The 18,336-nt window shown below is 75.1% G+C and carries 17 protein-coding genes and 5 tRNA genes; 16 read left to right on the plus strand and 6 right to left on the minus strand.

Annotated features, from left to right (window positions below; all coding sequences use genetic code 11):
- Positions 1 to 7: 7 nt before the first annotated feature.
- Positions 8 to 3,532: a nitrate- and nitrite sensing domain-containing protein gene (locus ACFY07_RS20550; RefSeq protein ID WP_390870393.1), complete on the minus strand. Its 3,525-nt coding sequence runs from the start codon at positions 3,530 to 3,532 to the stop codon at positions 8 to 10.
- A gap of 603 nt (positions 3,533 to 4,135) precedes the next feature.
- On the opposite strand from ACFY07_RS20550, the gene ACFY07_RS20555 reads away from it, so the two are divergent.
- The 9 genes from ACFY07_RS20555 to ACFY07_RS20595 all read left to right on the plus strand — a co-directional run bounded on the left by ACFY07_RS20555 (position 4,136) and on the right by ACFY07_RS20595 (position 8,294).
- Positions 4,136 to 4,324, plus strand: a complete 189-nt coding sequence (locus ACFY07_RS20555) for a hypothetical protein (RefSeq protein WP_230745277.1) — start codon at positions 4,136 to 4,138, stop codon at positions 4,322 to 4,324.
- A gap of 283 nt (positions 4,325 to 4,607) precedes the next feature.
- Positions 4,608 to 5,390 carry a fumarylacetoacetate hydrolase family protein gene (locus tag ACFY07_RS20560; protein ID WP_230654974.1) on the plus strand — a complete coding sequence of 261 codons (783 nt, stop codon included), beginning with the start codon at positions 4,608 to 4,610 and terminating at the stop codon, positions 5,388 to 5,390.
- The gene (gltX, locus tag ACFY07_RS20565) at positions 5,383 to 6,882 is read left to right on the plus strand and encodes a glutamate--tRNA ligase (protein WP_390870395.1); all 1,500 of its coding nucleotides are present in this window, start codon (positions 5,383 to 5,385) and stop codon (positions 6,880 to 6,882) included. Before ACFY07_RS20560 ends, gltX begins: the two co-directional genes overlap by 8 nt.
- 343 nt (positions 6,883 to 7,225) lie before the next feature.
- Positions 7,226 to 7,642, plus strand: coding sequence for an HAD family hydrolase (locus tag ACFY07_RS20570; RefSeq protein WP_390870397.1), 417 nt, complete (start codon positions 7,226 to 7,228; stop codon positions 7,640 to 7,642).
- A 131-nt stretch (positions 7,643 to 7,773) separates the two neighbouring features.
- Positions 7,774 to 7,845 (plus strand) — tRNA-Gln (locus tag ACFY07_RS20575).
- A 67-nt stretch (positions 7,846 to 7,912) separates the two neighbouring features.
- Positions 7,913 to 7,985, plus strand: a tRNA-Glu gene (locus ACFY07_RS20580).
- Between the two features lie 75 nt (positions 7,986 to 8,060).
- Positions 8,061 to 8,136 (plus strand) — tRNA-Glu (locus ACFY07_RS20585).
- 9 nt (positions 8,137 to 8,145) lie between these two features.
- Positions 8,146 to 8,218 (plus strand) — tRNA-Glu (locus ACFY07_RS20590).
- Positions 8,219 to 8,222: 4 nt separating this feature from the next.
- Positions 8,223 to 8,294, plus strand: a tRNA-Gln gene (locus ACFY07_RS20595).
- Between the two features lie 188 nt (positions 8,295 to 8,482).
- Here ACFY07_RS20595 and ndgR read toward each other — a convergent pair.
- On the minus strand, positions 8,483 to 9,196 hold the full coding sequence (ndgR, locus tag ACFY07_RS20600; RefSeq protein WP_230654978.1) for an IclR family transcriptional regulator NdgR: 714 nt from the start codon (positions 9,194 to 9,196) through the stop codon (positions 8,483 to 8,485).
- A 245-nt stretch (positions 9,197 to 9,441) separates the two neighbouring features.
- Between ndgR and leuC the strand changes: the two genes are divergently transcribed.
- From leuC to ACFY07_RS20620, 4 genes are all read left to right on the plus strand, one after another.
- The gene (gene leuC / locus ACFY07_RS20605; protein ID WP_390870399.1) at positions 9,442 to 10,863 is read left to right on the plus strand and encodes a 3-isopropylmalate dehydratase large subunit; all 1,422 of its coding nucleotides are present in this window, start codon (positions 9,442 to 9,444) and stop codon (positions 10,861 to 10,863) included.
- Positions 10,864 to 10,868: 5 nt separating this feature from the next.
- On the plus strand, positions 10,869 to 11,465 hold the full coding sequence (gene leuD, locus ACFY07_RS20610) for a 3-isopropylmalate dehydratase small subunit (protein WP_230654983.1): 597 nt from the start codon (positions 10,869 to 10,871) through the stop codon (positions 11,463 to 11,465).
- A gap of 103 nt (positions 11,466 to 11,568) precedes the next feature.
- The gene (locus tag ACFY07_RS20615) at positions 11,569 to 11,856 is read left to right on the plus strand and encodes a hypothetical protein (RefSeq protein WP_390870401.1); all 288 of its coding nucleotides are present in this window, start codon (positions 11,569 to 11,571) and stop codon (positions 11,854 to 11,856) included.
- A gap of 125 nt (positions 11,857 to 11,981) precedes the next feature.
- The gene (locus ACFY07_RS20620; RefSeq protein ID WP_230654987.1) at positions 11,982 to 12,752 is read left to right on the plus strand and encodes an HU family DNA-binding protein; all 771 of its coding nucleotides are present in this window, start codon (positions 11,982 to 11,984) and stop codon (positions 12,750 to 12,752) included.
- 195 nt (positions 12,753 to 12,947) lie between these two features.
- Here ACFY07_RS20620 and ACFY07_RS20625 read toward each other — a convergent pair whose 3' ends face one another.
- Entirely contained in the window at positions 12,948 to 13,166 is a 219-nt protein-coding gene (locus tag ACFY07_RS20625) for a hypothetical protein (protein ID WP_230654989.1), read from the minus strand.
- Between the two features lie 106 nt (positions 13,167 to 13,272).
- The gene (cofC, locus tag ACFY07_RS20630) at positions 13,273 to 13,968 is read right to left on the minus strand and encodes a 2-phospho-L-lactate guanylyltransferase (protein ID WP_390870403.1); all 696 of its coding nucleotides are present in this window, start codon (positions 13,966 to 13,968) and stop codon (positions 13,273 to 13,275) included.
- A gap of 248 nt (positions 13,969 to 14,216) precedes the next feature.
- Between cofC and ACFY07_RS20635 the strand changes: the two genes are divergently transcribed.
- The 3 genes from ACFY07_RS20635 (at position 14,217) to ACFY07_RS20645 (ending at position 17,400) form a co-directional block, all read left to right on the plus strand.
- Entirely contained in the window at positions 14,217 to 15,080 is an 864-nt protein-coding gene (locus ACFY07_RS20635) for a lysophospholipid acyltransferase family protein (protein ID WP_390870405.1), read from the plus strand.
- A complete protein-coding gene (locus ACFY07_RS20640) occupies positions 15,077 to 16,078 on the plus strand; it encodes an NAD(P)H-dependent glycerol-3-phosphate dehydrogenase (RefSeq protein ID WP_390870407.1) in 1,002 nt (333 codons plus the stop codon). The genes ACFY07_RS20635 and ACFY07_RS20640 overlap by 4 nt, the downstream gene beginning before the upstream one ends.
- Before the next feature lie 146 nt (positions 16,079 to 16,224).
- Positions 16,225 to 17,400 (plus strand): D-alanine--D-alanine ligase family protein, encoded by a 1,176-nt coding sequence (locus tag ACFY07_RS20645; RefSeq protein ID WP_390870409.1) that lies wholly within the window; start codon positions 16,225 to 16,227, stop codon positions 17,398 to 17,400.
- Positions 17,401 to 17,551: 151 nt separating this feature from the next.
- On the opposite strand, the gene ACFY07_RS20650 is transcribed toward ACFY07_RS20645, so the two are convergent.
- The gene (locus ACFY07_RS20650) at positions 17,552 to 18,082 is read right to left on the minus strand and encodes a DUF3515 domain-containing protein (protein WP_390870411.1); all 531 of its coding nucleotides are present in this window, start codon (positions 18,080 to 18,082) and stop codon (positions 17,552 to 17,554) included.
- Positions 18,083 to 18,102: 20 nt separating this feature from the next.
- Positions 18,103 to 18,336 (minus strand): Lrp/AsnC ligand binding domain-containing protein, encoded by a 234-nt coding sequence (locus ACFY07_RS20655; protein WP_230654999.1) that lies wholly within the window; start codon positions 18,334 to 18,336, stop codon positions 18,103 to 18,105.

Here is an 18,336-nt window from a genome sequence, read left to right on the forward strand (position 1 = left end):
CACTGTCTCAACGCTCCTGGTGGTCGGGCCCGTAGGCGCCGCTGCCGAATACTCCGGACCCGCTGTTCGGGTACCCGGTCTGCCTGCCCTGGTGGGGCTCCGCTGCGCCGGCACGGCGGCCCTGCTGGATGCCGCGGCGCAGGTTGGTGAGCCGGCCCCGCACCTCCTCGGGGGCGCGGGAGACCTGGGGGCCTCCCAGCGGTGCCTGCTCCGCGGTGCCCGCCACGAGGTTGGCGCGGGGGACCCGGCGGGGCAGGCCGGACGGGGTGATCCCGTCCGACGCCGGCTCGCGCACCTGCTCGGCGCGCCGCCAGCGCTCGTCGTTGGCCGAGGTCCGCCACGGGGCCTCGGCGGCACCGTCCGGCGCGGGGCGCTGGGGCGCCTGCTGCGCGGGGCGGTCCGCGGCCGGCCGCGGGGTGTCGGCCGTCCGCTGGCGCGGGGCGGTGGGCGCCTGGCGGGGCCGGGCCCGCCGCGGCTCCTGGTCCTGCTGCGGCGCGGGTGCGGCCGCCGGGGCGCCGCCGTCGACGGGGACCGCGCGCATGCGGTCCGCGGCGCCGGTGCGGAACCAGTTGGACTCCATCGCCTCGAAGATCGGCGATCCGGAGCCCCCGGCCGACCGGCCCGTCGTGTCCGGGCCGAGCGGCGCGGTCAGCGGGTCGGTGTCGCCGCCCGGGGGCAGCGCCATCGGCTGCTGGGGCGCGGCCGGGACGGACGGCCGCGGGCCGCCCTGGTGGGGGGCCGGCGCCGGCGGCTGCGGCGCGGGCGGCTGGGGGGCCGGCGGGACCGGGCCGAGGCCCAGCGGGTCCCGCGGGTCGATCTCGGCCTCGAAGCGGGGCCGGGCGAACTGGGCGGTGGTCTCCAGGGACTCCGCCGGGACGGCCTGCTGCCGGCCGCCGCGCGGCTGCTGTCCGGTGTCCTGGCCGTGGACGGGCCGCTGCTGCGGTCCGCGGGGGCCGTCCTGGGCGAACCGGCCGTCCCGCGGGTCGGGGCCCGGGGCGGTGTGCTGGGTGCGCTCCGCCGGCCAGCCGCCGTCGGCCTGCGGGAACTCCGCCCCCGCCGCCGGCTGCTGCGGGCGCCGGTCCGGGCCCTGGGGGCCGTGCTGGGCGGGACCCTGCGGACGGCCGCCGCGCTGCGGACCGGCGGGCGGCAGCGGCGCCTGGGCACCGCGGCCCGGCAGCCCGTTCTGCTGCTGGCCGTTCTGCTGGCGGCCGGCCTGGTCGTGGCCGCCCGGCGCCTGGGGACCGCCCTGCGGACGGCCGCCGGAGCCGATCTGCGGCCGGGAGCCCCGGCCCAGGGCGCCCGCGGGGGCGTCCGCGCCGGGCACCGCGCGCTGGCGCGGGGTGGGGCCCGCGCTCCGCTGCTGCTTGCCGGCCGCGCCGCCGCGGCCGCCGCGGCGGTCCGAGGCGTTGGTGACGTCCACCGGGAGCATGACGAGGGCGGTGGTGCCGCCGGAGTCGCTGGGGCGCAGCTGGATCCGGATGCCGTGCCGCAGGGACAGGCGGCCGACCACGAAGAGGCCCATGCGGCGGGAGACGGAGACGTCCACCGTCGGCGGGCTGGCGAGCCGCTCGTTGATGTCGGTGAGGTCGTCGGGGGACAGGCCGATACCGGTGTCGTGGATCTCGACGAGCACCCGGCCGTCCGGCAGGGCGTGGCCGGTGACCCGCACCCGGGTCTGCGGGCTGGAGAAGGAGGTCGCGTTCTCCAGCAGCTCGGCGAGCAGGTGGACGAGGTCGTTGACCACCCGGCCGGCGACGTCCGCGGACGGCACCGAGGCCAGCTCGATGCGCTCGTACTGCTCCACCTCGGAGGCCGCGGCGCGCAGCACGTCGACGAGCGGGACCGGGCGGGTCCAGCGGCGGCCGGGGTCCTCGCCCGCGAGGACGAGGAGGTTCTCGCCGTTGCGGCGCATGCGGGTCGCCAGGTGGTCCAGCTTGAAGAGGCTGGCCAGCTGGTCCGGGTCGGCCTCGCGGCTCTCCAGCTCGGAGATCAGCGACAGCTGGCGCTGGATCAGGCCCTGGCTGCGGCGCGAGAGGTTGGTGAACATCGCGTTGATGTTGCCGCGCAGCAGCGCCTGCTCGGCCGCGAGGCGGACGGCCTCGCTGTGCACCATGTCGAAGGCGTGCGCCACGTGGCCGATCTCGTCGGTGGAGTCGATGCCCACCTTCTCGACGGTGACGTCGACGTCCTGGGGGTCGGCCTCGGAGAGGGTCTTGACCAGCTCGGGCAGACGGCGCTCGGCGACGTCCTCGGCGGACTCCTGCAGGAGGGTCAGCGAGCGGACCATGGAGCGGGCCACCAGGGCGGCGCCGGCGACGGCGACGAGGAGGACCAGGGCGATCAGCACACCGTTGACGATGGCCTCGGTCTGCGCCTGCGAGCGCAGGTCGGCGGCCTGGCCCTGCATCTCCTCCAGCAGCCGCGTCTCGATGTTGTGCATCGCGCTCATCTTGGAGCTGGCGGTGTTGTACCACTCCAGGTACGTCATCGCCGGCACCTGCTGGATGCCGTTGGTCTGCAGGATCTGGTCCGACAGCCGGTTGGAGCGCTTGATCTCCGCGTTCAGCGACAGCGGCGCGAGCACCGCCTGGGCCTTGGAGGCGCCGTAGATCGCCTGGAAGGTGTTGAGCGAGCTGGTGACGTCGGTCCGCAGCTTGGCGCCGAAGGTCTCGTCGCTCGCGCTCAGGGCGGGCTTGGGCAGGTGGGCGAAGCCCGCGCTGATCAGGGCCCGCTGCATGGACACGTTCTCCTTGGCGAGGGAGAACTGCTGCAGCGAACGGGTGCTCTCGATGAGCTCCCGGTTGCTGGAGCTCAGGGCCATGTCCTGGCTGATGGCGATCAGGCTCTTGATCAGGGAGTCGTACCCGGTGATCGTGGACTGCAGGTTGTCCGGGTGCTGATAGGCGGTGTTGCGGATCGTGGTCAGCGCGTTGGCGCCGGACTGGATCTGCGTCAGCAGCGCGTTGGTGCCGGGCAGGTCCAGCCTCTCGAAGTTCGCGGCCGCACCCATGTACGAGCGGTACAGGGCGTCGGTCTCCCGACGGGCGTTCACCACGTCGTCGTCGGTGAGCTTCCGGCGGATGAAGGGGCCGGCGCTCGTGTCGCGCTCCGTCTGGAGGGCGTCGGCCACCGCGGTGGCCTTGCTGGCCAGGCTGCTCAGGTTGGTCATCTGGTCCAGGTCGCGCCCGTTCTGCAGCGACGACTGGATCCGCAGGCCGCCCAGCACCAGGGCCGCGATGACGGGGAGCGCCAGCAGCGCGATGAGCCTGGTGCGGATGCGCCAGTTGCGCAGCGCGAAGCGGCGCAGGCCGGTGGCCTTGCGCCGGGCGTTCGCGCGGTCCAGGCGCGCCCGTGTCCGGGCCCTGCGGCTCTGGTCGCCGGCGACCTCGTCGGCAGTGGCGCCGGCGTCGCCCCCGCGGGCGTCCGGTGCTCCCGGGGCGGCCTTCGGGCCTGCCTGCTGGGGGGCTGCGGCGGGCTCGCGCTCCTCCGGGTCACCCGCGGCGCCGCCACCCCTCTTGAAACGTCCCTGCACTAGCGTCGCAACCTCTGGACCAGGCGTCCCCCGCGTTGCCGCGAGGGGACGGTGTCGAGTTCGAATCCGCAATCCCGGATCGTCCGGGCCTGCCCGGGGCCGCCGTTTCGGCCCCTGCGCTGCTCAGCGCTCCGGAGGGCGGTCCTCCGGCGGTCCGTGGAATTCCAGCACAGCGGGGGATCTCCAACAAGGGGCGACGCTGCGTGTTCGACGCGACTACGCTTTGCGCTCCCCTCCTCACCGAGTGTGCGCCCCGGCTGCTGGAATACCGCATCTTTCGGACAGGCGGCAGGCGAAGCCTATGCGACCTGCGTGACATGGCTCGGGCTTAATGTCCGAACTGTCGCCAATGCCGGAAAATCGGGCAGTGATTAAATGTCCGTAATGTCGCTCTGCGTGATGCAATTGTTACCGAAATCACACCGCGCCGTGTAGATTCGCTCACGGTCGCTGTGGGAGTGGATCCCTAGTCTTGCTCGGTGCAGGGACCTGCGGGGCGGATGCGGCTCCGGTTGCAGTGGACGCCTCCCGGAGTACTCCCCCGTTCGGCGGGCCCTGACACCAGATCATCACTGCCGGATCCATGACAAGTAGGTGTCACGCGTGCCCACGAAGACCACGATGAGCTTCCGCCCGACGGCCAACCCGCGCCGGACCACCCTCGCCTCCGCCGAGGGCTTCGAGGTGCTGCCGGCCCAGGCCGCGGGCGGGCGCGAGCCGCGGCCGCTGCCGGAGAGCACCGCCAACCCCCGCCGCACCGTCCTGATGGAGGTGCCCGGCGGCGCCGCCTGAGGGGGCCGCCCCCGCGGGGCGCCGGAACCGCCGACGGGCGGTCCGGCGCCCCGCGTGCGTCCGGCCCCGGCGGGCACGGGCCCGGCGCCCCGCGCCCGCTGCTCCGCCCGTCCGCCCTCCGGCACCTGCCCGCGCCCCCCTCGGCCCCCCTCGCGGCTCCCGTCCCGGCCCGACGGCCCCGGCCCCGCCCGGCCCCCCGCCCGCCCCACTGCCCGCGCCCGCCGTCCTGGCGCCGCGATAACCTGAGGGCGTTCAGCCGCCGACCCGAGGAGTCCGGACACCCGTGCGCATCGCCCGATTCTCCATCGACGGGAACGTCTCCTTCGGCGTGGTCGAGGGCGACGCCGAGCGGCCGGAGTCGCTCGTCGTCCACGCCCTCGCCGGCCACCCGTTCGGGGCCCCGCAGCCGACCGGCGAGACGCACCGCCTCGCCGACGTCCGCCTCCTCACCCCGATGCTGCCCAGCAAGATCGTCGCCGTCGGGCGCAACTACGCCGCCCACGCCGCCGAGATGGGCAACGAGGTGCCCGAGGTCCCGCTCACCTTCTTCAAGCCCAACACGGCGGTCGTCGGACCCACCGAGGCCATCGCCTACCCGCCGTTCTCCTCCGACGTCCAGTACGAGGCCGAGCTGGCCGTGGTCATCGGCCGGATGTGCCGCGAGGTGCCCGCCGCGCGGGTCCCCGAGGTGATCCTCGGCTACACCTGCGCCAACGACGTCACCGCCCGCGACGTCCAGCAGCGCGAGGGCCAGTGGGCCCGCGCCAAGGGCTTCGACACCTCCTGCCCGCTCGGCCCGTGGATCGAGACCGACCTCGACCCGGCCGACCTGGCCGTCACCTGCACCGTCAACGGCGAACTCCGGCAGGCCGGGCGCACCTCCCAGATGGTGCGCTCCGTCACCGACCTGATCGTCCACATCTCCGAGGCGATGACGCTGCTCCCCGGCGACGTCGTCCTCACCGGCACCCCGGCCGGCGTGGGACCGCTCCACGTCGGCGACGAGGTCGCCGTCTCCATCGAAGGCATCGGCACTCTCACCAACAGGGTGATCAAGCGTGGCTAATCCCGATCCGGCAGTCCGGGTCCGCTTCTGTCCCTCCCCGACCGGCAACCCGCACGTCGGCCTGGTCCGCACGGCCCTGTTCAACTGGGCCTTCGCCCGGCACCACGGCGGCACCCTGGTCTTCCGGATCGAGGACACCGACGCGGCGCGCGACTCCGAGGAGTCGTACGGGCAGCTCCTCGAGGCCATGCGCTGGCTCGGCTTCGACTGGGACGAGGGCCCCGAGGTCGGCGGCCCGCACGCGCCGTACCGGCAGTCGCAGCGGATGGACGTCTACGCCGACGTCGCCCGCCGCCTGCTGGAGGCCGGCCGCGCCTACCACTGCTTCTGCACCACCGAGGAGCTGGACGCCCGCCGCGACGCCGCCCGCGCCGCCGGCCGCCCCTCCGGCTACGACGGCCACTGCCGCGACCTCACCGCCGAGCAGCAGGCCGCCCACCGCGCCGAGGGCCGCGAGCCGATCGTCCGCTTCCGGATGCCGGACACCACGATCACCTTCCCGGACCTGGTCCGCGGCGAGCTCACCTTCGAGCCCGAGCACGTGCCCGACTACGGCATCGTGCGGGCCAACGGCGCCCCGCTCTACACCCTGGTCAACCCGGTGGACGACGCCCTCATGGGCATCACCCACGTGCTGCGCGGCGAGGACCTGCTCTCCTCCACCCCCCGCCAGATCGCCCTCTACGCCGCCCTCGGTGAGATCGGCGTCGGCACCGGCGAGGCCCCGCTCTTCGGCCACCTGCCGTACGTGATGGGCGAGGGCAACAAGAAGCTCTCCAAGCGCGACCCGCAGGCCTCGCTCAACCTCTACCGCGAGCGCGGCTTCCTCCCCGAGGGCCTGCTCAACTACCTGGCGCTGCTCGGCTGGTCGCTCTCCGAGGACCGCGACCTGTTCTCCGTCGAGGAGATGGTCGCCGCCTTCGACATCGACCGGGTCAACGCCAACCCGGCCCGCTTCGACCTCAAGAAGGCCGAGGCGATCAACGCCCACCACCTGCGGCAGCTGCCGGCCGACGAGTTCGTCCGCCGCCTGGTGCCGTACCTGCAGGCCGCCGGGCTGCTCCCCGCCGAGCCCACCGCGGAGCAGCTGGAGCTGCTCGGCCGCGCCGCGCCGCTCACCCAGGAGCGCATGACGGTGCTCGGCGAGGTCGTCGGCATGCTGGGCTTCCTCTTCGTCGACCCGGCCGGCTTCGCCCTCGACCCGGCCGACGCGGAGAAGGTGCTCACCGCCGACGCCCGCCCGGTGCTGGAGGCCAGCGTCAAGGCGCTGGAGGGGCTGGCGGACTTCACGCCCGAGCCGATCCAGGCCGTGCTGCGCGAGGCGCTGGTGGAGGGGCTGGGCATCAAGCCCAAGTTCGCCTTCACCCCGCTGCGGGTGGCCGTCACCGGGCGCCGGGTCTCCCCGCCGCTCTTCGAGTCGATGGAGCTGCTGGGCCGGGAGGAGACGCTGCGCCGCCTGCGCGCCGCCCTGGAGGCCGTTCCCGCCGCCTGAGCACCGCGGGGCGCGGCCCGGCGCCGCCGGGTGCCGGTGGCCGCGCCCGGCGCGGCGGCGTCCGCCGCATGACCCTCGCGGGTGTCCTCCGGGACGTCGACGACACGCTCTTCGACCACTCCGGCGCCGAGCGCGCCGGCATCCTGCGCCACCTGGAGGCCGGGGACCCGCCCGTCGGCGGGCGGGCCCCCGGCCTCCGGCACGCCCTGGCGGAGGAGGTGCACGCCCGCTTCACCGCGGGCGTGCTCACCTTCCACGAGCAGCGCCGCGAGCGCGCCCACCGCTTCCCGGGCGATCCGGACCTGCCCGACGCGACCGCGCGGACGCCCGGTCCGCCGGCTGCGTGCGCTGCTGCGAGGAGTTTTGGGCGGCCTTCCCCGACGCGCTGCCCGCGCTGGACGCCCTCGGCGGGTACCGGCACGGCGTGCTCTCCAACGCCTCCCTGGCCCGTCAGGAGCGCAAGCCGGTCCGGCCGGGCATGCGCGACCGCTTCTCCTGCCTGCCCTGCTCCGACCGGCTGGGCACCGCCAGGCCCGACCCGCGGGCCTTCCGCGCCGCCTGCGACGCGCTGGGCCTGCCGCCGCAGCGGGTGGCGTACGTCGGCGACCGGCTGGACCTCGACGCGCTGGGCGCCCGCGACGCCGGACGGCACGGCGTCCGGCGGGACCGCGCGGGTACCGGCGGCGACCCGCCGCCCGGCGTCCACCGCGTCCGCACCCTCGCCGACCTGCCCGGGCTGCCGCGGCGCGTCACGGGGTGACGGGAACGGATTTGGGAGCCGCGCCGGGCATCGGGTAATGTTCTTCCTGCGCCGCCCGGGACGGGCCTGAGGGAAACCGAGGGAACGGTCGGGAGACGCAAGCCAAGCAGAGCCCCGCAGGGGCCGAGCAATGGGGTATGGGGTAATTGGCAGCCCGACGGATTCTGGCTCCGTTAGTCTAGGTTCGAGTCCTGGTACCCCAGCGTGAGATCCGCTGGCCACCACCCTCCGGTTCCGGGGGGTGCGGCCGCGGGACTCCACCTCAAGAGAGCCCCCGTTGTGTAGCGGCCTAGCACGCTGCCCTCTCAAGGCAGTAGCGCCGGTTCGAATCCGGTCGGGGGTACTCCCTCCTCGTCCATCGGTCGAGAAGGGTTCCACAGTCCCATTCCGGTCCTCCGGAGCGGGATGCCTGGCTCCCGCCCCCGTTGTGTAGCGGCCTAGCACGCTGCCCTCTCAAGGCAGTAGCGCCGGTTCGAATCCGGTCGGGGGTACCAGCCGGGCAGGCCCCCGTTGTGTAGCGGCCTAGCACGCCGCCCTCTCAAGGCGGTAGCGCCGGTTCGAATCCGGTCGGGGGTACTGATGGGGTATGGGGTAATTGGCAGCCCGACGGATTCTGGCTCCGTTAGTCTAGGTTCGAGTCCTGGTACCCCAGCGAGAGAATCGCTGGACATGCGTGTGGCCCCCGGCAGCAGCCGGGGGCCTTCGCTTTTCCCCGGACCGTTTCCCGTGCCGCGCCCTCCCGGGCCGGGGTCGGGGCCCGGGCGTCGAGGGGCGCCGGTCCGCGGACGCGGCGCGGCCCCGGGCCCGCCGGGGGCGGACTCGGGGCCGTGGCCTGCGGCGTCAGCCGCGGCGCAGCGCGTCGGTGAGGCGGCCGGCGGCCTCGATGATGGCCTGGGCGTGCAGCCGGCCGGGGTGGCGGGTCAGCCGCTCGATCGGGCCGGAGACGGAGACGGCGGCCACGACCCGGTTGGACGGGCCGCGCACCGGCGCGGAGACCGACGCCACGCCCGGCTCGCGCTCGCCGATGGACTGGGCCCAGCCGCGCCGCCGGACCCCGGAGAGCGCCGTGGCGGTGAAGCGGGCGCCCTGCAGGCCGCGGTGCAGCCGCTCGGGCTCCTCCCAGGCGAGGAGCACCTGGGCGGCGGAGCCGGCCTTCATCGGCAGGGTGCTGCCCACCGGGACGGTGTCCCGCAGTCCGGAGAGCCGCTCGGCGGCGGCCACGCAGATGCGCATGTCGCCCTGGCGCCGGTAGAGCTGGGCGCTCTCGCCGGTCACGTCGCGCAGGTGGGTGAGGACCGGCCCGGCCGTGGCGAGCAGCCGGTCCTCGCCGGCCGCGGCGGCCAGTTCGGCGAGCCGCGGGCCGAGGATGAAACGTCCCTGCATGTCGCGGGTGACCAGGCGGTGGTGCTCGAGCGCGACCGCCAGGCGGTGGGCGGTGGGTCGTGCGAGTCCGGTGGCGGCGACGAGTCCGGCCAGGGTGGCGGGGCCCGACTCCAGAGCGCTCAGCACCAGAGCCGCCTTGTCGAGAACGCCGACGCCGCTAGAGTTGTCCATGCGCTGATATTGCAGTCTCAGATCGCGAGACGCAAGTTCAATCTTCCGGGATCTCCGTCACCCTGGGAGGAGCAGCCCCGGAGGCGCCCGCCACCCGGGCCGCCCCGAGCGCCGGGCGGCCCCGCGGACCGGGGCGGTCCCCGGACGGGCGCTGCCCCGCACGGGCGCCGCTCCCCGGACGCGTACCGCGGAGGCGGCTCCACCACACGAACAGGCCGGCAGAGCGGCCGGTCGGAGGGAAAGCGATGGGACGGACACTCGCGGAGAAGGTCTGGGACGACCACGTCGTCCGGCGCGCCGAGGGCGAGCCCGACCTCCTCTACATCGACCTGCACCTGCTCCACGAGGTGACCAGCCCCCAGGCGTTCGACGGCCTCCGGCTGGCGGGGCGGAAGGTCCGGCGGACCGACCTCACCATCGCCACCGAGGACCACAACACGCCCACCCTCGACATCGACAAGCCCATCGCGGACCCGGTCTCCCGCACCCAGCTGGAGACGCTGCGCCGCAACGCCGAGGAGTTCGGCGTCCGCATCCACTCGCTCGGCGACGTCGAGCAGGGCGTCGTCCACGTGGTGGGTCCGCAGCTGGGCCTGACCCAGCCGGGCATGACGGTGGTCTGCGGCGACAGCCACACCTCCACCCACGGCGCCTTCGGCGCGCTGGCGTTCGGCATCGGCACCAGCCAGGTCGAGCACGTGCTGGCCACCCAGACGCTGCCGCTGGCGCCCTTCCGCACCATGGCGGTCACCGTCGAGGGCGAGCTGCCCGAGGGCGTCACCGCCAAGGACCTCATCCTGGCGGTCATCGCCCGCATCGGCACCGGCGGCGGCCAGGGCTACGTCATCGAGTACCGCGGCTCGGCGGTCCGCTCGCTCTCCATGGAGGCGCGGATGACCGTCTGCAACATGTCGATCGAGGCGGGCGCCCGCGCCGGCATGATCGCGCCCGACGACACCACCTTCGCGTACCTGCAGGGCCGCCCGCACGCCCCGCAGGGCGAGGACTGGGACGCCGCCGTCGCGTACTGGCGCACCCTCGCCACCGACGACGACGCCGTCTTCGACCACGAGGTCTACATCGACGCGGCCGAGCTGACGCCGTTCGTCACCTGGGGCACCAACCCCGGCCAGGGCGCCCCGCTGGGCGCGAGCGTCCCGGACCCGGCCTCCTTCGCCGACCCGTCCGAGCGCACCGCCGCCGAGAACGCCCTCGCGTACATGGGCCTCACCCCCGGCACCCCGCTGCGCGAGGTCCCCGTGGACGCGGTCTTCGTCGGCTCCTGCACCAACGGCCGCATCGAGGACCTGCGCGCCGCCGCGGACATCCTGCGCGGCCGCCGGATCGCCGACGGCCTGCGCATGCTCGTCGTCCCCGGCTCGGTGCGCGTCGCCCTGCAGGCGGTGGAGGAGGGCCTGGACGAGGTCTTCACCGCCGCCGGCGCCGAGTGGCGGCACGCCGGGTGCTCGATGTGCCTGGGCATGAACCCCGACCAGCTGGCACCGGGGGAGCGCTGCGCCTCCACCTCCAACCGCAACTTCGAGGGCCGGCAGGGCAAGGGCGGCCGCACCCACCTGGTCTCCCCCCAGGTCGCCGCCGCCACCGCCGTCCTGGGCCGCCTCGCCGCGCCCGCGGACCTCACCGACCGCATCTCCGTGGAGGCCTGAGACCGATGGAGAAGTTCACCGCCCACACCGGCCGGGCCGTCCCGCTGCGCCGCAGCAACGTCGACACCGACCAGATCATCCCGGCGCACTGGCTGAAGAAGGTCACCCGCACCGGCTTCGAGGACGGCCTCTTCGAGGCCTGGCGCAAGGACCCGGAGTTCGTCCTCAACCGCCCCGAGCGGCAGGGCGCGAGCGTCCTGGTGGCCGGTCCCGAGTTCGGCACCGGCTCCTCCCGCGAGCACGCCGTCTGGGCGCTGCAGAACTACGGATTCAGGGCCGTGGTCTCGTCCCGGTTCGCCGACATCTTCCGCGGCAACTCGCTGAAGAACGGCCTGCTGACGGTGATCCTGCCGCAGGAGACCGTGGAGCGGCTCTGGGAGCTGACCGAGGCCGACCCGGCGGCCGAGGTCACCGTCGACCTGGAGGCGCGCGAGGTCCGTGCGGAGGGGATCACGGCCCCCTTCGAGCTGGACGAGAACGCCCGCTGGCGACTGCTCAACGGCCTGGACGACATCAGCCTCACGCTGCGGCACGAGGACGGCATCACCGACTTCGAGGCCGGCCGCCCCTCCTTCAAGCCCCGCACCCTGCCGGTCGCCTGACCGCGCCGGCGCCCGGTCCGGCACCGCACGCCCCACGCCCCACGGCCCGCCCTCCCGCATCCGCGGAGGGCGGGCCGTGGGGCGTCGGGGGCACAATCGAGCCATGGAACGGCGCCGTGAAACCCCGTACGGCCGCGGCGGGGACGGCGGCCCCGGCGAGGACGACCCCCGCGAGACCGCCCTCTACGCCCTGGTGGCCGAGCGGTTGAGGGTCGCCCATGCCCGGGTGCGTGCGCTGAACGTGTCCGACGAGGCCAGGGTCGTGCTGGTGCGGCGGCTGCTGGCCGTCACCGAGTCCGCGAAGCGCGATCTCCCCGCCGCGGCAAGGAGGTTGGGGCGCATCGTCGCCGACCTGGAGGCCGGGAGGACGCCCCCGCCGCCGGGTGGCTGAGCGGCAAGTCCGTTGCGGCACCAGGGTGATTCGTCCGTTTGGTTATTGCAAGAACGTATATAGATACTTAACGTGCGAATTGTGCTGGTGGATTCACCGGCGGGCCGGTCTCCGAAGGGGAAGACGTGAACAAAGCACAGCTTGTCGAAGCGGTGGCCGAGCAGCTCGGCGGCCGGAGGGCCGCCGCCGAGGCAGTGGATGCTGTGCTCGACACCGTCGTCCGCGCCGTCGTCGCCGGGGACCGGGTCTCGGTCACCGGCTTCGGCACGTTCGAGAAGGTGGACCGCTCCGCGCGGTTCGCCCGCAACCCGCAGACCGGGGAGAAGGTCCGGGTCAAGAAGACCTCCGTCCCCCGGTTCCGCCCCGGCCAGGGCTTCAAGGACCTGGTCAGCGGCAGCAAGAAGCTGCCCAAGGAGGGCCCGTCGGTGAAGAAGGCGCCCAAGGGCTCCCTCACGCCGGGCAAGACCGGCACCGCCGCCGCCGTGAAGCGCGCCGCCGCCAAGCGCACCGCCGGCGCCGCCGAGGCCGCGGCGAAGCCCGCGAAGAAGGCGGCGGCGAAGACCACCGCCGCGGCGAAGAGGACGGTGACCGCGGCGAAGAAGGCCGCCCCCGCGAAGAAGACCACGACCGCGGCGGCGAAGAAGACGGCCCCTGCGAAGACCGCGGCGCCGAGGACGACGGCCGCCAAGACGACCGCGGCGAAGACGACCGCGGCGAAGACGGCGACGGCGAAGACGACGACGCCGAAGGCCGCCGCGAAGAAGACCGCGGCCAAGAAGTCCACCGGCAAGAAGGCGGCGGCGAAGAAGCCCGCCGGCAAGAAGACCGCGCCGGGTGCCCGCAAGACCGACTCCCGCCGGGCGGTCACCCGCACGGTCGTGGCGCCGGCCGGCTGAGCCGCCGGCGCGTGCACGGGCCGCAGGCGCGGGACCCTGCGGCTCCGCCGCCCTCCGCGGCGTCCTGCCCCCGGGGCGCCGCGGGCCCGTGACGCCCGCCCCGCGCCGGCCGCACCGCCTGTCCGCGCGCCCTCCCGGCCGTCCCCGCGGGGTCGCCGCCGGGGCGCCGCCGGGCCGTCCGGCGGCCCGGCCGGATCAGGCCCCCGGGTCCGGGAAGGTCTGCAGGGTGACGAAGACCACGCGCCGCTCCGCACCCTCGCCCTCGGTGCGGATCCGCACCCGCTGGCCGGGCCGCAGCAGCCGCAGGCCCCCGGCGTCGAAGGCCGCCGCGTCGAACGGGACCGGCGTCCCGTCGTCGAGCAGCACCGAGCCGGAGCGCGTGTCGGAGGAGAAGGTGAAAGCCGTGGCCTGCATGGCATCAGCGTAGTCGCCGCCCCGGACACCCCTGCCGCCCCGGACACCCCTGCCGCCGCGGTGCCCGGCCCCGCCGCCGCGTCCCGGCGCCACCCCGCGCGCCGCGCTACCCCGCGCGCCCGCCCCGCGCGGCCAGCACCCCCGCCACCTCCGCCGTGCGCGGGCCCACGCCCAGGACCAGCGCCTCCGCCAGGTCCGCCCCGGTGTCCACGTCGCGCCGCACCGAGTCCACGTCCGACGGCAGCAGTTCCCGCGCGCCTGACGCCCGGTGCCGCTCCCGCGAGGCGCCCCCGAAGGCCGGCGCGAGCTCCACCCCGGGAGCGGCCGCCAGCAGTGTCGTGCCGATGCCCGGGGTGTCCGGCAGGAACGCCCGCCCCCCGCACGGCACCCGGCACAGCACCCGCGCCAGCTCGCCCGGCCGCAGCGCGGGCAGGTCGGCCGACAGGGCCGCCACCGGACCGTCCGGCGCCTGCAGCCGGGCCCGCCGCGCACCGTGCGCCAGGGCCGCGTTGAGCCCGAGCGCCGGTTCGTCCGGCACCACCAGCGTCCCCGCCGCGGCCAGCTCCGCCGCGGCCAGCGGGTCGTCGGTCACCACCAGGACCCGCGCCACCGCCGGGCAGGCGAGCGCCGCCGCGGCCGTGTCCAGCGCGAAGGCCAGCGCGAGGTCGGCCCGCAGCGCCCCGGCGCTGGCGCCGAGCCTGCTCTTGGCGACGGCCAGCGGCTTCAGCGGCAGCACCAGGGACCAACCGGCGGGGGGAACGCAGCCGGGCTCGGGGGAGGGGCGTACGGTGTCCTGGTTCATCGGCGCCATTCTGGTACCGCCACGGGCCCGCCCGCTCCGCCGGAGGAGCCGCCGGACGTGCGTTTCGTCACGTGCGAGCGGTCGCGGACTGCTGTTCCTCGACAGCGGCGGGGAGGCGGGACACACTTGTCCGGCCGCCACCACGGGGCCGGTGGAGGTTTCCTCCCGGCCCCCGGCCGGGCAGATCGGGGGAACGGCACAGCGAACAGCGGCCCGCAGGGGGCCGCGCAGGCAGAGGAGGACTCGGGGTGGCCCGCCGCTCTAAAGCCCGGTACGGCTTCTGGTACCGCTCGACGGCTGCGCTCGTGAAGCCGGTGCTCTTCCTCCTCACGAAGCACGAGTGGCGGGGCTGGGAGAACCTTCCCGCCGAGGGCGGCTTCATCACCGCCGTCAACCACATCTCCTACTTCGACCCGCTGAGCTACGCCCACTTCCAGTACGACAGCGGCCGCCCGCCGCGCTTCCTGGCCAAGTCCGGGCTCTTCGCCATCCCCTTCGTCGGCATGATGCTGCGCAACACCGGCCAGATCCCGGTCTTCCGCGAGTCCGCGGACGCGGCGCACGCCTTCCGGGCCGCGGTGGACGCCGTCGAGCGCGGCGAGTGCGTGGCCGTCTACCCCGAGGGCACCCTCACCCGCGACCCCGGCATGTGGCCGATGACCGGCAAGAGCGGCGCCGCCCGCATCGCGCTGATGACCGGCGCCCCCGTGATCCCGGTGGCCCAGTGGGGCGCGCAGGAGATCGTCCCGCCGTACGCCGAGGGCGGCCGCGGCGCCCGCCGGTTCCGGCCGTTCCCCCGGCACCGCACGACGGTGGTGGCCGGTCCGCCGGTGGACCTCTCGCGGTACGCGGGCGAGGACCTCACGGCGGAGGTGCTGCGGGACGCCACCGAGGACATCATGGCGGCGATCACCGCCCTGCTGGAGGGGATCCGGGGGGAGAAGGCGCCCGCCGAGCGGTTCGACCTGCGGCGCAGCGCGCGGCAGCGCCGGGCCGAGCGTGCGGCCCAGGGCGGCCGCGCCGCGGCGCCCCAGGCCGACGTCGCCGAGGAGGGCGCCGCTCCGGAGGGCCCCGCCCCCGGGAGCGCCGCCCCCGAGGGGGCCGCCAAGTGATCCGCTGCGCCGTCTACGGCAACGGCTCCTGGGGCACCGCCTTCGCCATGGTGCTCGCCGACGCCGGCTGCGAGGTGTCCCTGTGGGGCCGCCGCCCGGAGCTGGCCGATGCCGTCAACCGCGACCGGGTCAACCCCGACTACATGCCCGGGATCGAGCTGCCGCCGGGGATCACCGCCACCGCCGACCCGGCGGAGGCCGCCGCCGGCGCCGCCTTCACGGTGCTGGCCGTGCCCTCGCAGACGCTGCGCGGCAACCTCGCGGCCTGGGCGCCGCTGCTGGAGCCCGACACCGTGCTGGTGAGCCTGATGAAGGGCGTGGAGCTCGGCACCGCCAAGCGGATGAGCGAGGTCGTCGCCGAGGTCACGGGCGCCGGGCCGGAGCGCATCGCGGTGGTGAGCGGTCCCAACCTCGCCCGCGAGATCGCCGGCCGGCAGCCCGCCGCCAGCGTGGTCGCCTGCGCCGACGAGGAGGTGGCCCGGCGCCTCCAGGCGGCCTGCCACACCGGCTACTTCCGCCCCTACACCAACACCGACGTCGTCGGCTGCGAGCTGGGCGGCGCGGTCAAGAACGTCATCGCCCTCGCCGTCGGCATGGCCGACGGCATGGGCCTGGGCGACAACGCCAAGGGCTCGCTCATCACCCGCGGCCTCGCCGAGACCACCCGCCTCGGCCTGGCCATGGGCGCGGACCCCTACACCTTCGCCGGACTCGCCGGCATGGGCGACCTGGTCGCCACCTGCTCCTCGCCGCTCTCCCGCAACAACACCTTCGGCACCAACCTGGGCCGCGGCATGACGCTGGAGGAGGCCGTGGCCGCCACCCGCCAGACGGCCGAGGGGGTCAAGTCCTGCGAGTCGGTCCTCGACCTGGCGCGCCGCGCCGGCGTCGAGATGCCGATCACCGAGGCCGTGGTGGACGTCGTGCACAACGGCAAGCCCACCCGTCTGGTGCTCAAGGAGCTGATGGCGCGCTCGGCCAAGCCGGAGCGCCACTGACGCACCCCGGCGCCGCCGCACCCGCCGCCGTCCGCGGTCGTCCGCAGCCGTCCGCCGGGCGCGCCCCGCCCGGACGGCGGCCGCGGCGCGTCCGGCCGTACGCCCGCACGACAGCCGCAGGGGCGCACGGTAGTGTCGGCCCCGATATGAGCATCGAACCGCCTTCCTCGAACCACCCGGCCCCCGCGGACCCGGAGGGCCGCGCCGCCGGGCGCAAGCCCCGGGTCGCCCTCGTCTTCGGCGGCCGCAGCTCCGAGCACGCCGTCTCGGTGTCGACCGCCGGCAGCGTCCTCCGCGCCATCGACCGGACGGTCTACGACGTGCTGCCCATCGGCATCACCCACGACGGACGCTGGGCGCTGACCGGCGACGAGTCGTCCCGGATGGCCATCACCGCCGGCCGCCTGCCCAGCGTGGAGGACGTGGCCGAGTCGGCGGAGGGCCAGGTCGCGCTGCCCGTCAGCCCGGCCTCCCGCGAGGTGGTCTGGAACGAGCCCGGCGCCGCGCCCAAGGCGCTCGGCGAGGTCGACGTCGTGCTGCCGCTGCTGCACGGCCCGTGGGGCGAGGACGGCACGCTCCAGGGCCTGCTGGAGCTCTCCGGCGTGCCCTACGTCGGCTCCGGCGTGCTGGCCAGCGCGGTCGGCATGGACAAGGAGTACACGAAGCGGGTGCTGGCCTCCTTCGGCCTCGGCATCGGCCCGTACACGGTGGTCCGACCCCGCGACTGGGAGACCGAGGAGGGCCGGGCCGCCGCCCGCGCCCGCGTGGCGGAGCTGCGGTTCCCCGTCTTCGTCAAGCCCTGCCGGGCCGGCTCCAGCATCGGCATCACCCGGGTCAAGGACCCCGCCGACCTGGACGGGGCGATCGAGGAGGCCCGCCGCCACGACCCCAAGGTCATCGTGGAGGAGGGGCTGGTCGGCCGCGAGATCGAGTGCGGCGTGCTGGAGTTCGAGGACGGCCCGCGGGCCAGCGTGCCCTCCGAGATCAAGGTCGGCGGCGACTTCGAGTTCTACGACTTCGAGGCCAAGTACATCGACTCCTCCGAGGTGGAGATCCCGGCGCGGCTCGCCGAGGCCGAGACCGCGGAGATCCGCGAGCTGGCGGTGCGCGCCTTCGAGGCGCTCGGCTGCGAGGGCCTCGCCCGGGTCGACTTCTTCCTGCTGGACGACGGCCGGTGGGTGGTCAACGAGATCAACACCATGCCGGGCTTCACCCCCATCTCGGCCTACCCGAAGATGTGGGAGGCCACCGGCGTGCCCTACCCCGAGCTGATCGACCGCCTGCTCCGGGCCGCGCTGCGCCGTTCCACCGGACTGCGCTGAACCGGCCCCCTGCGGACCCCCGGGGCCCGGCCCGCGCCGCACGGCGCGCGCCGGGCCCCGGTTGCGTGCGCCCCTGCGGTGCAGCACGGCGCGGCAGGGCGGCGCGGCAGGGCACGGCATGGCGGCGCGGCATGGTGCGGTGCGGGGCGCCCTACGGCGTGAAGCGCGAGGGCACGGTCCGCGCCACGGCGTCGGAGAGCGGCGGCAGCACGTCCGTCGCGTTCGGGTACGCCCCGGCGCGGACGGTCACCTGCACGGTGGTCCGCCGCTCGATCGTGGTGAAGCGGTAGTCGCCGCCGCCCAGCTCCTCGACCAGCCAGTCGACCCCGTTGACCTCGGCGGCCTCGTCCGACGGCCGCGGCCGCTCCAGCCGCGGCGGCACCGGCACCCCGCACTCCAGCACGGCGCGGGGACTGCTCGCCCAGGCCGCGGTGTACGGGGATGCGGGCGCCGGGTCGCGGCGCGCCCGGCCCTGCAGGTCGCGGGGGAGCGCGCGGTCCAGGGCGCGGCACAGGGCCGCGCCCCCGGCGTCGGGCCGCGGCGGTTCGACCCGGTCCGCGCCGCCCCTCCACCACAGCAGGCCGGCCGCCAGCAGCGCGCAGAGCACCGCCGTCAGCAGCAGCATGCGGCGGGGTGCGGCCGAGGCCGGGAGCAGCCGCCGGAGCGGGGTCGGAACGGTCACCGACCGATCATAGGAGGGGTCTACAGGTGGACCACCGGGCAGGTCAGGGTCCGGGTGATCCCCTCGACCTGCTGGATGCTGGCCACCACCAGGCGGCCCAGCTCGTCCACGGTCTCGGCCTCGGCCCGTACGATCACGTCGTAGGGGCCGGTGACGTCCTCGGCCTGGATCACCCCGGTGATGTCCGAGATGGTCCCTGCCACGGCGGAGGCCTTGCCGACCTCGGTCTGGATCAGGATGTATGCCTGCACCAC

Origin of the sequence: Streptomyces sp. NPDC001380 (genome assembly GCF_042895785.1) — a bacterium.
Classification (GTDB): domain Bacteria; phylum Actinomycetota; class Actinomycetes; order Streptomycetales; family Streptomycetaceae; genus Peterkaempfera.

Coding starts and splice junctions, on each gene's coding strand:
- cofC (WP_390870403.1), bottom strand. CDS start 13,968: ATGAACCAGGACACCGTACGCCCCTCCCCCGAGCCCGGCTGCGTTCCC.
- leuD (WP_230654983.1), top strand. CDS start 10,869: ATGGAGAAGTTCACCGCCCACACCGGCCGGGCCGTCCCGCTGCGCCGC.
- ACFY07_RS20615 (WP_390870401.1), top strand. CDS start 11,569: ATGGAACGGCGCCGTGAAACCCCGTACGGCCGCGGCGGGGACGGCGGC.
- ACFY07_RS20645 (WP_390870409.1), top strand. CDS start 16,225: ATGAGCATCGAACCGCCTTCCTCGAACCACCCGGCCCCCGCGGACCCG.
- ndgR (WP_230654978.1), bottom strand. CDS start 9,196: ATGGACAACTCTAGCGGCGTCGGCGTTCTCGACAAGGCGGCTCTGGTG.
- leuC (WP_390870399.1), top strand. CDS start 9,442: ATGGGACGGACACTCGCGGAGAAGGTCTGGGACGACCACGTCGTCCGG.
- ACFY07_RS20625 (WP_230654989.1), bottom strand. CDS start 13,166: ATGCAGGCCACGGCTTTCACCTTCTCCTCCGACACGCGCTCCGGCTCG.